The organism is Variovorax sp. PDC80 (genome assembly GCF_900115375.1).
In the GTDB taxonomy this organism is placed as follows: Bacteria; Pseudomonadota; Gammaproteobacteria; order Burkholderiales; family Burkholderiaceae_C; genus Variovorax.
On the sequence record NZ_FOWG01000025.1, the window covers coordinates 15,124 to 29,028 of the forward strand.

Sequence of the window (13,905 nt, forward strand, 5' to 3'; positions counted from 1 at the left end):
CCATGACCCAGGATGTGCATGTCGTCGGTGTCGGCATGATCCCCTTCACCAAGCCCGGCGCGAACCTGCCCTATCCGCAGATGGCGGCGCAGGCCCTCAACGCGGCGCTGGCCGATGCCGGCATCGGCTACGAGCAGGTGCAGCAGGCCTACGTGGGCTATGTCTACGGCGACTCCACGGCCGGCCAGCGCGCGCTCTACGAGGTCGGCATGACCGGCATCCCGGTGGTCAACGTCAACAACAACTGCTCGACCGGCTCGACGGCGCTGTTCCTCGCGCGCCAGGCCGTGGCCAGCGGCGCGGCCGACTGCGTGCTCGCGCTCGGCTTCGAGCACATGAGTCCGGGCGCGCTGGGCGCGGTGTTCAACGACCGGCCCAGCCCCTTCGACCGCTTCGAGGCCATCACCGACGAGCTGGTGGGCAACGAGCAGGTGCCGCTCGCGCTGCGCTACTTCGGCGGCGCGGGGCTGGCCCACATGCAGCAGTACGGCACGCAGCTGTCGACCTTCGCGAAGATCCGCGCCAAGGCCAGCCGCCATGCATCGAACAACCCGGTGGCGCTGTTCCGCACCGTCGTGACCGAGGACGAGGTGCTGGCCACGCCCGTGATGTGGCCCGGCGTGATGACGCGGCTGATGGCCTGCCCACCCACTTGCGGCGCGGCCGCCGCCATCGTCTGCTCGGCCGAGTTCGCGCAGCGCCACGGCCTGGACCGCAGCGTGCGCATCAAGGCCCAGGCCATGACCACCGACAAGCCGGTGAGCTTCGAGGCGCGCGACATGCGCGAGGTGGTCGGCTTCAGCATGGCGCGCGAGGCGGCGCAGAAGGTCTACGAGGCGGCAGGCGTCGGTCCGCAGGACATCGACGTGGTCGAGCTGCACGACTGCTTCGCGCACAACGAACTGATCAGCTACGAGGCGCTGGGCCTGTGCCCGGTGGGCGGGGCCGAGAAGTTCGTGGTCGATGGCGACAACACCTATGGCGGCAAGGTCGTGACCAATCCGTCAGGCGGGCTGCTGTCCAAGGGCCACCCGCTGGGCGCCACCGGGCTCGCGCAATGCACCGAGCTGGTCCAGCAGCTGCGCGGCACGGCCGACAAGCGCCAGGTCGAGGGTGCGAGGCTCGCGCTGCAGCACAACCTGGGCCTGGGCGGCGCCTGCGTGGTCACGCTCTACGAGCGCGTCTGAAGAAAGGCCCGGCGATGATCGACAGGAAATGGATCGGCCACGAGCTGCCCGCCTCGGTGCTGCCGCTGGAGCGCACGCGGCTGCAGTTCTTCGCCAAGGCGATCGGCGAGACCGATCCGGTCTACACCGACCCCGCCGCCGCGCGCGATGCCGGCTATGCCGACCTGCCGGCGCCGCCCACCTTCCTGTTCGCGGCCGAGCTCGACTCGGGCGCGTCCAACCAGCTGCTGGCCGACCTGGGCATACCGTTGGCCAAGCTGCTGCACGGCGAGCAGGGCTTCAGCTACCACCGCGCGGCCTGCGCGGGCGACACCGTCACGGTGCGCTCGACCATCACCGACATCTATGACAAGAAGAACGGCGCGCTCGAGTTCGTGGTGAAGAGCTCGCGCGCCACCAACCAGCGCGACGAACTGGTGGCCGAGCTGCGCACCGTGATCGTCTGCCGGCATTGAGCCCGAGGAACCCCATGACCGCACCCAACCACCACACCGTGCAGGTTGGCGACGAACTGCCGCCGCTGCAACTGCCGCCGGTCGACCGCACCACGCTCGCGCTGTTCGCGGGCGCCTCGGGCGACCACAACCCGATCCACATCGACATCGACTTCGCGCGCCGCGCCGGCATGCCCGACGTGTTCGCGCAGGGGATGCTGGGCATGGCCTGGCTCGGCCGGCTGCTCACGCAGTGGGCGCCGCAGTCGCAGCTGCGCCGCTTCGACGTGCGCTTCCAGGGCCTGACCCACCTGGGCCATGCGGTGCGCTGCACGGGCCGCGTGGTCGAGAAGCTCGAGCGCGACGGCGAGCGCTGCGTGCGCGTCGAGGTCAGCAGCACCAACCAGCATGGCCAGGTGCGCATCGCGGGCGAGGCGCTGGTGGCGCTGGCCTAGGGATCGGCAACGAAGAAAGACATCCAGACATGACATCCAGACTCGAAGGCAAGGTCGCCCTCATCACCGGCTCGGGCCGCGGCATCGGCCGCTCGATCGCGCTCAAGCTCGCCTCGGAGGGCGCGCGCGTGGTGGTCAACGACCTCGACGCCGGCCCCGCGGACGAAACCGTGCAGGCCATCCGCGCCGCCGGCGGCCAGGCCGTGGCCTGCAACGGCAGCGTGGCCGCGCCCGATTTCGCCGAGCGCTTCGTCGGCACCGCGGTCAGCGAATTCCAGGGCCTCGACATCATCGTCAATAACGCCGGCTACACCTGGGACAGCGTGGTGCAGAAGATGACCGACGAACAGTGGTACGCCATGCTCGACGTGCACCTCACGGCGCCGTTCCGCATCCTGCGCGCGGCGCAGCCCGTGATCCGCCAGCTCTCGAAGACCGAGACCGAGGCCGGCCGGCGCACCGTGCGCAAGGTGGTCAACATCTCCTCGGTGGCCGGGCTGTTCGGCAACGCGGGCCAGGCCAACTACGCGACCGCCAAGGCCGGCATCGTCGGCATGACGCAGACGCTGGCCAAGGAATGGGGGCGCATGAATGTCACCGTCAACTGCGTGGCCTTCGGTTTCATCCAGACCCGGCTGACCGCGAGCGCGGCCGATGCCACTACCGCCAACATCGACGGCCGCGAGATCAAGGTCGGCATCAACCCCGGCCTGCTGTCGATGATGGAGCAGACCATTCCGCTGGGCCGCGGCGGCACCCCCGAGGAGGCGGCCGGCGCGGTCTACCTGCTGTGCATTCCCGAGTCGGACTACGTCAGCGGCCAGACGCTGATGTGCACCGGCGGCCTCACGGGCATCTGAGATGCCGCTCGAGCACGGCATCGCCTGGTCGGTGGAGGAGGGCATCGGCCGCATCGTGCTGCGCCGGCCCGAACGCGCCAACGCGATCGGCGCCGCGAGCAGCCGTGCGCTGGTGCGCGCGATCGACGAGGTGCTGGCGGCCGCGCCGCGCGTGGTGCTGCTGACCGGCGAGGGGCGCGTGTTCTGCGCCGGTGGCGACATCGAGGAGTTCGTCGCGGCCGGCGAAGACCTGCCCGCGCTGGTCGATGAAATCCTCGATCCCCTGCATCCGGCGCTGCTGCGGCTGGTGAATGGTCCGGCGCCGCTCGTGACCGTGCTCAACGGCGCGGTCGGCGGTGCGGGCGTGGGGCTCGCGCTGGCCGGCGACTTCGTGCTCGCGGCCGAGTCGATGAAGCTGCGCACCGGCTATGCGGCCATCGGCCTGTCACCCGACGCGGGCAGCTCGTGGTTCCTCGCGCGGCGCATCGGTGTGCTGCGCGCGCAGCAGTGGCTGATGCTCAGCGACCCCATCGACAGCCGACGCTGCCTGGCGGCCGGCGCGGTCGATGCGCTGCATCCCGACGCCGAACTGGCCGCGGCCGGCGAGGCACTGGCCCGACGGCTGGCCGCGGGCGCACCCGGGTCCTTCGCCGCGATCAAGGCGCTGTGCGCCGATGCGCCGGGCCGCACGCTCGAGGCGCACCTGGCGCTCGAGCACCGCCTGCTGCGCGAGCGCGCGGGCAGCGCCGATGCGCGCGAGGGCGTGGCGGCCTTCCTGCAGAAGCGTGCGCCGCGTTTCGGCGCGTCCTGAGGTCTGCCGTCGCCTAACGAACCTTGAAGGCTTCGGGCAGGCCGCGATGGGCCGCCTGCGTGAGCCTGCGCACATGACGAACAGCCGCAAGGCGAGGTGTCACATCGCGAGAACATGCGCGCACGCGCGATAGCGAGCGTGTTGAAATCCGCGAACCGCGCGGATTTCCTGGCGACGATCTGCGACGGAGGCTTTCGCGTGAGCGGCAATAAGACCACGTCGGGAGAGTTCACGGCTTCAGATGTGACGCTCGGTTACATTGGCGCCGGGAGGATCAAAAAATGGCGATGAGTGCCGACGCGGCGCAGTTTCAGGCAGCGCACTTTGATGCAACGACCTGCAAGGTTGTCGGGGCGACGAACTGGATCAGCGGGCTACTTGGATTTCCGCTGAATGCCCTGCAAATCATCCAGCTTTGCGGTGCTCCCAGCGGATCAACCATCACGCTGACCGAAAAGCTGGCTTGGACTCATGCGGAGTTGCCCGATGGCGAGCAAGTGCCTCTTGGCCTCTTGATCACCGTATCGAATGACGCCTACCTCGAGGAACCGAACGAGTTCGTGATCTACCTCGATGGCCACATCAACGCGGCGAGCATTTATCTCAAGCTCATCATGTTCAATGATTCTCACAAGGGGATCGCTGGGCATATGGTTTCGCTGATCGCCGCTGCGGCGAACGCAACCTTGCCGGGAGGCGGTACCAAGCTGCGACTGTTCGCAGCAGGAGGGCGAAACTGGGCCGATATGCCTCCTTCCGCGAAGGCTTCAGGTACCGTGCGTCGCTGGGGCGGCTATGTCGCGTGGCCCAAATACGGCTTCGATATGGCTCTTCTCCCCGCGACAGGGGTCATGGCACGCGATTTTCCCTACTATCCGGCCGGCGTGGCCGGTTGCCCCAATGTTTCGGATGTGATAGACCTCAAAGGAGGCCCGGAGTACTGGCGATGTGTCGGGGACGGTGACTACATGAACTTTGATCTCAAGGCGGGGTCACAGTCTCGGGTCAGGTTGGATGCCTTGATGGCGAATTGGAGGCCGAAATGAGCTTGAAGGATTTGCTTGGACTCGTGGTATCGCGATATGCGCATGCGCACAACGTGTCGAGCGGGTCGACGACTCGAGAGCCGGAAAAGATTCCGCGTGCGCCGGTCTTCGTTGAAAAGGCCGAAGATCGCGAGGAAGCAAACAAGCGGATGCGCGACGCGAACCGTTCGCACGCGAATGTCCACCTGGATATGGATTAGCCCTTGCCTGAGCTTTGGAAGCCATGAAACCGCTCACTTCCAGGCTGTGTAAATAGTCTGCGAGTCGCTTGGACCTAAATGCCCCGCACGATGAACTGCACCCCAAAAGTTGGACATCAATCCAACTCTTGGGGTGTTTTTCATGGCGAAGTACGACGAGAAGTTCAAGCTGTCAGTAGTGCAGGACTACGAGACCGGCGAAGAAAGCTACGGGGCGGTGGCGCGTCGCCACGATCTGGATCACGCGACGGTCAGGAAGTGGGTCGAGAGCTACCGGCAGCATGGACCGCAAGGACTGTGCAAGAAGCGCAGCCGCTACAGCGCGCAGTTCAAGCTGGCGGTGTTGCAGCGAATGCGCCACGAAGAGTTGTCAGCTCGCCAGGCGGTTGTGCTCTTCGACATCCGCGGCGGAACGGGGGTCATCGGCGCATGGCTGCGGCGCTACCATCAAGGCGGCCTTGATGCACTGAAGCCCAAACCCCGAGAGATGACGACCCCCGAGTCCAAGCCACCCCTGCTCCAGCCACCGCAAGCCGACGATGCGCACGACCTGGAAGTGCTACGCAAGGAGAACGAATACCTGCGCGCGGAGGTGGCGTACCTAAAAAAATTGGAGGCCTTGGTTCGGGCCAGACGGCAAGCTGCGCAGACAAAGCGCAAGCCGTCATCGAGCTGAGGCCGCATTACCCGTTGCCGATGCTGCTGAAGACGGCAAAGCTGTCGCGCAGCACGTTCTACTACCAGGCGAAGCTGCTGGAGGCGGGCGACAAGTACGCCAGCCTGAAGTCAAACATCCAGGCCATCTACGAGCGTCACAAGGGCCGCTACGGCTATCGACGCATCACCGCCGCGCTCTGCCAGGCAGGCCAGGCGGTCAATCACAAGACGGTGCAACGTCTGATGCAGGGCCTGGGCCTGAAATCGCTGGTTCGCCCCAAGAAGTACCGCGCCTATCGAGGTGCGGTCGCTTGCGCGCCAAATCTTCTTGATCGCCAGTTCCGGGCCGAGCGGGCGAACGAGAAATGGGTCACTGACGTGACCGAGTTCAACGTCGAGGGCAACAAGCTCTACCTGTCGCCCGTCATGGACCTGTACAACGGGGAGATCGTCGCCTACGAGATGCAAAGGCGCCCCGTCTTCCCGTTGGTCGGCAACATGCTCAAGAAGGCGTTGTCCAAGCTGGAAGGCCAGGCAGCGGCGCCGCTGTTGCACTCCGACCAAGGCTGGCACTATCAGATGCCCGCCTATCGGCGCGAACTCACCGCCTACGGCCTGACCCAAAGCATGTCACGCAGGGGAAACTGCCTGGACAACGCTGCGATGGAGAGCTTCTTCGCCACGCTGAAAACCGAGTTCTTCCACCTCAATCGGTTCTCCAGCGTCGAGGAACTCCAGCGTGGCTTGCACCGCTACATTCATTACTACAACCACCACCGCATCACGCTCAAGCTCAAAGGCCTGAGCCTGGTGCAGTACCGAACTCAGGCCTTGAGCCGCTAGCTTCCAACTGTCCAACTTGTGGGGGTCAGTTCAACGAGCGGGGCATTTTCATTGGATCAGGCGCATGAACGAAGGGCTCGGTCCCATCCGGTCCGCCCCTTCATGTTGAGCATCCGCCCGAGGTGGTGGGCCTGGGCTGCTGCCGGGGAAGGCGTGTGGACTGCCTTGGTCACGGCTCTGCGGCACACTAGCCGGCTGTTTCGAAGTGCAACGCTTTTTTCAGATGACCGACACATCACTCCAGGCCGCCGCAGAACACGTCCGCCATGCGATCCGATCGGCCACCGACGGCCTCGTCGGGCGCGACCAGCTGGCCGAGTTGATCGTGCTCGCGGCCGTGGCCCAGGAACACCTGCTGGTGATCGGCCCGCCCGGCACGGCCAAGAGCGCGGTGGTGCGGCGCGTGGCGCAGGCGCTGGGCGGCCGCTACTTCGAATACCTGCTTGGGCGCTTCACCGAGCCCTCGGAGCTGTTCGGCCCGGTCGACCTCAACAAGCTGCGCGCCGGCACCGTCGAGACCGACGTGAGCGGCATGCTGCCGGAGGCCGACGTCGCCTTTCTCGACGAGGTCTTCCTCGGCTCCACCGCCATCCTCAACACGCTGCTGGGCGTGCTCAACGAGCGCCGCTTCCGGCGCGGCCACACGCAGCTGCATTGCCCGCTGCGCGTGTGCGTGGGCGCGGCCAATGCGCTGCCCGACGACGAGAGCCTCGCGGCCTTCGGCGACCGCTTCCTGCTGCATGCCTTCATCGAGCCGCTGCCCGACCACCAGCTCGAGGCCATGCTCAGCGGCGGCTGGCGCTCCGACCATGCGCCGGCCGCGGGCGGCGGCGCGCTCGCGGACCTCGACGTCCTCTGCCGCCATCTGCAGCAGGTCGACCTCGGCGGCGTGCAGCCGGCGCTGGCCAATGCCATCCGCCAGCTGCGGCAGGCGGGCGTGACGCTGTCGGACCGGCGCATCGTGAAGTCGCAGCGGCTGCTGGCCGCCGCCGCGGTGCTGGCCGGCCGCCTGCAGACCAGCGAGGCCGACCTCTGGCCGCTGCTGTACGTGCTGCCGACCCACGAGGCGCAGCAGAGCGCGCGCGACGTGCTGCGCGACGTCTTCGCCAACGCCGCCCATCCGCACCTGCTGAGCGCGGTGGAGGAGGCGACCTTGCAGCCGCTGTCGCGCGCCGCGCGGCTGGCGGAAGCGGCGCGCGGCTGCCTGGCCGAGGAGGCCGCGCCCGAGCGCATGCGCATCGAGAGCGTGCTGCGCGAGATCGACGCGAACTTCGGCGGCGAGCACCTGCCCGAGGCGCTGGTCGAATGGCGCGGCCGGCTGGTCGAGCGCCTCGCCGTCGCCGCATGAGCCTGGCCGGCTCGATCGACTGGCGCTGGCGGCCGCGCGGCGAGCCGTTGCCTGCGGGCGCCGCGGTGGCCTGGGGCGCGACGGCGCGCGCGTTGCACCAGCGGCTGCTGAAGCTCGAGCCCGCGCAGTGCGAGGGGCTGTCGGCGACCGCGGGTCGCGACCTGCTGGTCGTGGTCGGCCGGGCCGACGCGCTGCCCTGGGTCGACGGCATCGCCTATGCCGGGCCGAGCGAAGCGGCACCGGGTCTCTGGCTGCCGGTGCTCGAGGAGCCCGACCGCCCGATCGACCTGGTGGCGCGCGCGCTGCAGCGCCGCCATCCGCAGCGCCAGCCGCTGCTGCTGTGGCCGCGGCCCGAGGCCGTGCTGCCGCTCGACCGGCTGCTGCCGCTGTCGGCGGCCCTGCTTTCGCGCATCGAGGGGCATTGGGAGGGCGTGTCCGCATGACCGCCGCGCCGGCCGCCACCGAGTTGCCCGAGGCGCTGCGGCCATGGCATCCATGGCTGGCCTGGTTCGCGCCCGAGCTGACGGGCGAGCTCGGTGCGCTGCTGCAGCGCATGCAGCCGCTGCTCGGCCGTTTTCGCGGCCAGGTGAAGGCCACGGCGCCCGAGTTCGACGGCCTCGACGACCTGCGCCGGCGCGGCCGCTACGAGCGCCTGCTGGCGACCGAATGGCTGCTGGCGGACGAGCTGCCCGACGAGTTCCTGCGCCGCGCCGCCTCGAGCGAGCACCTGTTCCTGGCCCCGCGCCCGCGTGCGCGCGAGGCCGAGAAGGGCATCGTCGCGCTCTTCGACGCCGGGCCGCTGCAATGGGGCGCGCCGCGGCTGGGCCAGCTCGCGCTCTGGATCCTGCTGGCGCGGCGCGCGGCGCAGACCGGCAGTCTGCTGCAGTGGGGCACGCTGCAGCAGCCCGGCGTGCTGCGCGACGCCCAGGACGCGAAGCAGCTGCGGGCACTGCTGCTGGGCCGCAGCTTCGTGCCCGCCGATGCGGCGCAGGCGGCGGCCTGGCGGCTCGCGCTCGAGAAGCTCGAGCGGGCGCCCGGCGAGTGCTGGCTGATCGGCGAGGCCGCGGTCGATCCGCCCGCCGCCGAACGCTGGACCAGCCACCGCGTGCGCCTGCGCCGCGCGGTGCAGGGCGATGTGCTCGAGGTCTCGCTGTCCGACGTGGCGGGGGTGCGGCATGCGCAGCTGCCGCTGCCCGCGACCAAGGCCGCGGTGCGGCTGCTGAAGGGCGAGTTCGCGCCGTCCCCGCCGAAGGACCTGCACCAGCGCCACCGCGCCCGCGTGTCGCTGCAGCGGCCACCGGTGATCGGCTGGCAGGGCCGGCACGTGGCGGTGCCGCTGCTCGACCAGCCCGGCGCCGCCGTGTACTTCGTGCCGCAGCAGGGCCAGAAGAAGGCCGGCAAGATCGGCCATCAGCACTGGCGCGACCAGGCCGCGCCGCTGGCGCTGGCCTTCGGCGGCAAGCGGCTGGGCGGGGTGCTCAACAGCGAGGCGGCGATGTACTTCTGGCAGGTGCCAGGCCTCGCCGCGATCGTCGAGGCGCAGGAGGAAGACCGGCTCTCGGCGCCGCCCGGCCTCGGCGTGTGGCTGCCGATGGCCTGGCTGCGCCACCGTGGCGTGCAGAAGGTCTGCCTGCTCGACCGTGCCGGCCGGCTGGTGAGCTGGACGGCGCGTGCGGCGAGCCGGCCGAAGCCCGAGGAAGCCAGTCCCGCGCTGGTGGAGCGCAGCGTGCTGTGCATCAGCCAGTGGGCCGACGATGCGCTGGTCTACGTGGCGCGCCGCTCGGGCCAGCTGATGCTGTGCCGCCTCAGCGTCGATACCGGCCCGGCGACCGTGCTGCCGATCGGCACCGCGCCCGAGGACACGCGCGTCTTTCTGGCCGGTGGCAGGCACTGGCGGCTCGGCCTGGGCGCCTGCGCGGTGCGGCTCTCGGCCGACGACGGCGGCGAGGGCCGGGAGCGCTGGCGCATCCATGCGCCCAATCCCGACTACCGGGGACCGTACCGCGAGCATCCTCATGCCTGGCATGCGTTCGAGATCGGTGCGCACAAGGCGATCGCGCTGATCTTCGATGCGCACCGGGGCCGCTTCGCGATGACGGGCCTGTCGTCCGACCGCAGCGCGCTGGTGCTGCATTCGAGCGCCGGCGCCGAAACCGTCTACCACGCGCCCGAGCGCATCGAGAAGATCGCCGTCTGCCCCAACACCGGCCTGGCCGCCATGCTGACCTTGCACCGCCAGCTGATCCTGTTCGACCTGTCGCTGCGCGTGCTGCTGGGCTTCTTCCATGCCGAGGGAGGCGCGAATGGCTGACGCCGGATCGTCGCCGCGCATGCCCGCGGCGCAGGTGCATCGCCCGCTGCTCAAGGGGCGGCAGCCGGTCGCGGGGCTGTGGTTTCCCGCCGACTGGCTGCACGAGGCCGCGCGCGCGCAACGCATCCTCGATGCCTGGCGGCCCGGCGCGCAACTGAGCCGCTTCGAGGCCGGCGACCTGCTGCGCTTCGCGCATCCGGTGCTGCTCGATGGCGATGCGGCGGCCGGCTGGCCGCTGCGGCGCGAGGGCACGACGCTGTGCTCCGCGGAACTCGCGAAGGAGGAGCGGGCCCTGCTGCCCGCGGCCGACGTCTGGCTGGTGCAGGGCGGCGAGGTGCGATCACTGCAGTTCGCGCAGGCCGTGGCGGTGGATCCCTCCGTGTGGCTGGCTGGCGGCCCGGCGCTGCTCGACACCTTCGACTGCCGCGAGCTCCTGCCCGAGCCGGTGGTGCTCGACACCGAGGGCCGCACGGTGCGCGAACTGCTCGGCGATGCGATCCCGCCCGCGAGCCAGGCGCAGGTCGAGTTCCTGCAAAAGCTGGCGCAGGAGGCCAAGGCACGGCGCGCGCCTTCTGCGGCGGAAGGGGACGCGGAGGGCAAGCCGCCACGGTACTGGCTCGCCTGGGTCGCCTTCGCGCTGGTGCTGCTGGGCTTTCTCATGTTCAACGCGCAGCAGCCAGGCGGTTCCTCGTCCGCGACCGCGAGCACCTCGCCGTTCGCCGATGGCTCGGCGGCGGCCTTCCTCGGCGTGATGCTGCTCGTGGCGCTCGCGGTGTGGGGGCTGCGCGCCTTCCATCGCCGTGCGTCGAGGCAGCCGCGCCCGCGGGTGCCGCTGGTGCCCACGCCGCCACCGCCCGTGCAACGCGCCGAACGCACGGTGCCGATGGCGGGACCTGCCGGCCGGCCTTCGCGCCAGGGCTGGGTATGGGTGCTGGTGGCGCTCGCGCTGCTGGGGCTCTACCTCGCGGGCGAGGACAGCCGCTCGCCCACGCGCGCCGCCACGCCGCCGGCTTCTGCTGCGTCGCAGGGCGTGGTGGCGCCCGACGGCACGCTGGCCCTCGCGCTGCTGGCCGCGCTGGTCCTGATCGTGCTCGCGTCCTGGGCCCTCTGGCGCAGGCAGGAGCGGGCCCGCGCGCGCCGGGAGATCGACGTCGCCACCCGCGCGGGCGCGGCGGCACCGGCGCCCGCCACGCTGCCGCCGCGCGGCGAGGGGCAGCCACAGCGCTCGCGCTGGCGCGACTGGCTGGCGCGCATGGCGGTCGCGTCGCGGCTGTCGAAGCTGATCGGCCGCCAGCAGGCGGCCTACATGCAGCGCATGCTCAAGATGTTCGACGACGGCGACCTGATGGAGGCGCTGCGCCATGCCATCCCGCTGGGCGGCGAAGGCAACGATGCCTTCGACGGCGGCCAGGCCTTCGGCACGCCGGGCCGGCGCGACAGCCTGTCGCTCAGCGGCGCGCTGGGGCCGCGCTCGAGCATCTACCTGGGCCACGACTTCGAGGCGCACCTGCGCCAGCTCTACCGCCGCAGCTTCGAGAAACTCGACCGCGAGGGGCGCATCGACGAGGCCGTGTTCGTGCTGGCCGAGCTGCTGCAGTCGCGCCAGGAGGCGCTCGACTACCTCGAGAAGCACGGTCGCGCGCTGCAGGCGGCCGAACTCGCGCTGGCCTGGGACCGCCCGTCCGTGGTGATCGTGCGGCTGCTGTGCCTGGCCGGAGACTGGCGCCGCGCGGTCGCGGTGGCGCGGCGCGACAACGCCTTCGCGCAGGCCGTGCTGCAGCTGCAGGACAAGTGGCCCGATGCCGCGAACCGGCTGCGCCAGGAGTGGGGCGAGGCGCTGGCGCAGCGCGGCGAATGGCTGCGCGCGGTCGACGCGGTCTGGCCGCTGCCGGCGGCGCGCGAGCAGGCCATCGCCTGGTTGCTGGCCGCGGAAGCGGCCGAAGGGCAGCTGGCGGCACGCGCGCTGGTGCAGCGCGCCGTGCTGCTGCCCGACACGCTCGCGGCCTGCGCGCCGCGGCTGCGGGCGCTGCGCGACGACCCGAGGCTGCACCGCGAGCGCGCCGCGCTGGCGACCGAGCTGCTCGCGGTCACGCAGCACAACGACGGCTCGCGTGGCCTCGCGGCCGCGGTGATTCCCGCGCTGGTGGCCGACCACGCGCATGGCGAGGGGCGCCTCGGGGCCAAGGAGATGCAGGGCCTGCTGCGGCTGCATGCCGACCCGCTGTTGCAGGCGGACATGCCCGGCGGGGAGATGCCGGGGTTGCGGGTCGTGCCGCTGCTGAGCCGACCCTCGGTGCTGGCGCTCGAGGCACCCGCGGCCGGCGCGCATCCGGTGCACGACGCGACGCTGCTCGAGCCGGGCCGCTACCTGCTCGCGCTCGGCGAGGCGGGCGTGCTGGTCTGCGATGCCGCGGGCCGAACCCTGGCGCGCTTTCCGGTGCCGGCCGACCGGCTCGTCGCCGCGTACAGCGGGCAGGTCGCGCTGGCGCTGGCCCGGCGCGACGGGCTGTGGCGCGTGAGCCGTATCGACCTCGTGCAGCGCCGGGTCGTCGATCTCGGGATGGTCGCCGTCGACGGCTTCGGCACGGAGTTCGACGGCATCGGCTGGACCGTGACCCGGGCCAACCGCATCCAGGTGCTCGATACCGCGCGTTCGCTGCAGGAGGTGCTGTGGCAGGTCGCCGACCTGCCGGGGTCGGTGCTCGACCTGCGCGTGTCGAATGAGCGCGAGCAGTTCGTGGTTGCCGATCCGTCGGGCACGCCGACGCTCTGGCGCTACGGCGCGGGGCAGCGGCGCCTGCAGGGCCGCGAGGCGATCGCGACGCCCGAGGGCGTGACGTCGATGCGCCTGCTGCATCCGGGTTTCGGTGCCTTCCATCTCATTGCCGAGGACGATGCCGAAGACGACGTGGACGGCGAGGCGAAGCTGCGCCTGCACTGGCACATCACGGCGAACCACGCGGGCGAGCTGCGGGTCTCGGGCCGGGAGGCGCGCACGCTGCGCGCGCAGGTCGACATGGCGTGGCTGGTGACGGCGGTGCAGGCGTCCGGGGCGGCGTGCCGGGTGCAGTGGTTGCGGGTGCACGACGGCGGGCTCGCCGCCACGCTGCACTGGCCCGGCGAGTTCGGGCCGCGCATGCGGCCGGTCGCCGATGGCTGGCTGCTGTTCGATGGCGAGGGCCGCGTGCTGCACCTCGACACCGAGTGCAGCACGAGCGTGGGTTTCGGCCTGCGCTGAGTGCCCGCGATTCCTACTTCCAGGGCGTAGGCGCCGGAATCTCGCACACCGGCTCCACATCCACGCTCTTGAAATCGGCCGGCGAGACGATCTCCAGGTACTCCATGTCGGGCGAGTAGTCGAACAGGAAGTGCCGGATGCCGGGGCGCTGGTGCACCACGTCGCCGGCCTCGACCAGGGTTTCCTTGTCCTCGTACATGAAGCGGGCCCAGCCCTTGACCATGATCACGATCTGGAAGTCGGCCTCGTGGCGATGCCAGCCGGTGCCCGCTTCCGGTGCCATGTTGGCCTTGACGAGGTGCGCGATCACCTTGCCGTTGGTGGCGGCGGCCACGCCGAGGTCGCGGTAGAGGAAGAAGTCGCGCAGTCCGCCCGAGACGAATTCGGTGTCGCCCGGTTTGACGTGGGAGAACTGGGTGGCGGTACGGTCCAGCATGGAAGCTCCTTTGCGGCGAGTGGGGATGCTGCGCCGCAGCACGCATAAAGCGTTCCCGCGGCCGACTGCGATATCCCCACGCCTTGACGCTGGCGCGCCG

At 70.2% G+C, this 13,905-nt stretch carries 13 protein-coding genes; 12 read left to right on the top strand and 1 reads right to left on the bottom strand.

What is annotated here, in order from left to right; all coding sequences use genetic code 11:
• The first annotated feature begins 2 nt into the window (after positions 1–2).
• The 12 genes from BM109_RS39760 to BM109_RS39805 all read left to right on the top strand — a co-directional run bounded on the left by BM109_RS39760 (position 3) and on the right by BM109_RS39805 (position 13,369).
• Positions 3–1,187: a lipid-transfer protein gene (locus BM109_RS39760; RefSeq protein WP_093355803.1), complete on the top strand. Its 1,185-nt coding sequence runs from the start codon at positions 3–5 to the stop codon at positions 1,185–1,187.
• Positions 1,188–1,201: 14 nt separating this feature from the next.
• Entirely contained in the window at positions 1,202–1,642 is a 441-nt protein-coding gene (locus BM109_RS39765; protein ID WP_093355806.1) for a MaoC family dehydratase N-terminal domain-containing protein, read from the top strand.
• A 14-nt stretch (positions 1,643–1,656) separates the two neighbouring features.
• Positions 1,657–2,076, top strand: coding sequence for a MaoC family dehydratase (locus tag BM109_RS39770; protein ID WP_093355808.1), 420 nt, complete (start codon positions 1,657–1,659; stop codon positions 2,074–2,076).
• Between the two features lie 29 nt (positions 2,077–2,105).
• The gene (locus BM109_RS39775) at positions 2,106–2,936 is read left to right on the top strand and encodes an SDR family NAD(P)-dependent oxidoreductase (protein WP_093355812.1); all 831 of its coding nucleotides are present in this window, start codon (positions 2,106–2,108) and stop codon (positions 2,934–2,936) included.
• Between the two features lies 1 nt (position 2,937).
• The gene (locus BM109_RS39780) at positions 2,938–3,726 is read left to right on the top strand and encodes an enoyl-CoA hydratase-related protein (protein ID WP_093355813.1); all 789 of its coding nucleotides are present in this window, start codon (positions 2,938–2,940) and stop codon (positions 3,724–3,726) included.
• Between the two features lie 281 nt (positions 3,727–4,007).
• Positions 4,008–4,772, top strand: coding sequence for a hypothetical protein (locus BM109_RS41050; protein WP_143129342.1), 765 nt, complete (start codon positions 4,008–4,010; stop codon positions 4,770–4,772).
• Entirely contained in the window at positions 4,769–4,972 is a 204-nt protein-coding gene (locus tag BM109_RS41055) for a hypothetical protein (protein ID WP_143129343.1), read from the top strand. The genes BM109_RS41050 and BM109_RS41055 overlap by 4 nt, the downstream gene beginning before the upstream one ends.
• Before the next feature lie 142 nt (positions 4,973–5,114).
• Positions 5,115–6,472, top strand: a protein-coding gene (locus tag BM109_RS39785) for an IS3 family transposase (RefSeq protein ID WP_256223111.1) whose coding sequence is annotated in 2 segments (ribosomal slippage) — positions 5,115–5,583 and positions 5,583–6,472 — 1,359 coding nt in all. Because the reading frame shifts where the segments join, the coding sequence is not laid out codon by codon here.
• A gap of 223 nt (positions 6,473–6,695) precedes the next feature.
• Positions 6,696–7,820 carry an AAA family ATPase gene (locus tag BM109_RS39790; protein ID WP_093355816.1) on the top strand — a complete coding sequence of 375 codons (1,125 nt, stop codon included), beginning with the start codon at positions 6,696–6,698 and terminating at the stop codon, positions 7,818–7,820.
• Complete coding sequence (locus BM109_RS39795; protein ID WP_093355819.1) at positions 7,817–8,263, top strand: bpX5 domain-containing protein; 447 nt, start codon at positions 7,817–7,819, stop codon at positions 8,261–8,263. Before BM109_RS39790 ends, BM109_RS39795 begins: the two co-directional genes overlap by 4 nt.
• Complete coding sequence (locus tag BM109_RS39800; RefSeq protein ID WP_093355821.1) at positions 8,260–10,131, top strand: hypothetical protein; 1,872 nt, start codon at positions 8,260–8,262, stop codon at positions 10,129–10,131. The genes BM109_RS39795 and BM109_RS39800 overlap by 4 nt, the downstream gene beginning before the upstream one ends.
• Complete coding sequence (locus BM109_RS39805; RefSeq protein ID WP_093355824.1) at positions 10,124–13,369, top strand: bpX6 domain-containing protein; 3,246 nt, start codon at positions 10,124–10,126, stop codon at positions 13,367–13,369. Before BM109_RS39800 ends, BM109_RS39805 begins: the two co-directional genes overlap by 8 nt.
• Before the next feature lie 13 nt (positions 13,370–13,382).
• Here the strand turns inward: BM109_RS39805 and BM109_RS39810 are convergent, their stop codons facing one another.
• A complete protein-coding gene (locus BM109_RS39810; protein ID WP_093355827.1) occupies positions 13,383–13,805 on the bottom strand; it encodes a cupin domain-containing protein in 423 nt (140 codons plus the stop codon).
• Positions 13,806–13,905 lie beyond the last annotated feature (100 nt).